This window comes from Actinomadura napierensis, assembly GCF_039529375.1.
GTDB classification, from domain to species: Bacteria; Actinomycetota; Actinomycetes; order Streptosporangiales; family Streptosporangiaceae; genus Spirillospora; species Spirillospora napierensis.
Window position 1 is genome coordinate 1 of the sequence record NZ_BAAAMR010000277.1, and the last position, 916, is coordinate 916.

Sequence of the window (916 nt, forward strand, 5' to 3'; positions counted from 1 at the left end):
CAGCCAAATGCTTAATGCCTTGATGCTGGGTCAAGTGCTCAAGACCAGCGGTGTAACTTTTTAAGGTGCCGGCATTGAGCATAGTCTGTGCAGGCTTAGCCCCCATAATTTCAGTCAGGTTGCTAATAAGCTGGCTAAATTCAGCTGATTTAATACCCAAGATTAAACCCGGATTGGTACAGAACTGACCACAGCCTAAAACCACTGAATCAGCCAAGTCCTGTGCAATTTTGTCACCACGGTTTTTTAAGGCTTCTGGCAACATCAGCATCGGGTTAATACTGCTCATTTCAGCAAACACCGGAATCGGTTGTGGACGGGCTGCGGCCATATCACATAAAGCTCGTCCACCACGCAATGAACCTGTAAAACCCACAGCTTGAATTAAAGGATGCTTAACCAGTGGTTCACCCACACCATTACCGTAGATCATGTTAAATACGCCTTTAGGCATATTTGATTTTTCTACGGCACGCTCAATTGCCTGCGCTACAAAATCTGCTGTCGCCATGTGTCCACTATGGGCTTTCACCACTACAGAGCAACCTGCTGCCAGTGCCGAAGCAGTGTCACCACCCGCAGTTGAGAATGCTAAAGGAAAGTTACTTGCCCCAAAGACTGCAACAGGGCCTACACCGATTTTAATCTGACGCAGGTCTGGGCGAGGTAAAGGCTGGCGCTCAGGCAAAGCGGTATCAATACGGGCACCTAAAAAATCACCACGGCGCAGCACTTTAGCAAACAGGCGCATTTGCCCACTGGTCCGGGCACGTTCACCTTGTAAACGTGCAAGTGGCAAAGCAGTTTCCTGTGAGACAATTTCTAGAAAATCGGTACCCAAAGCATCGAGTTCATCTGCAATATTTTCTAAAAAAACAGCACGCTGTTCAGGTGTGGTATGGCGGTAAGTCTTAAA

1 protein-coding gene is annotated in these 916 nt (G+C 47.7%); it reads right to left on the reverse strand.

Annotated features, from left to right (window positions below; genetic code table 11):
• The coding region (locus ABD296_RS49415) for an aldehyde dehydrogenase family protein (RefSeq protein ID WP_344285470.1) at positions 1-916 on the reverse strand (916 nt) is incomplete at both ends.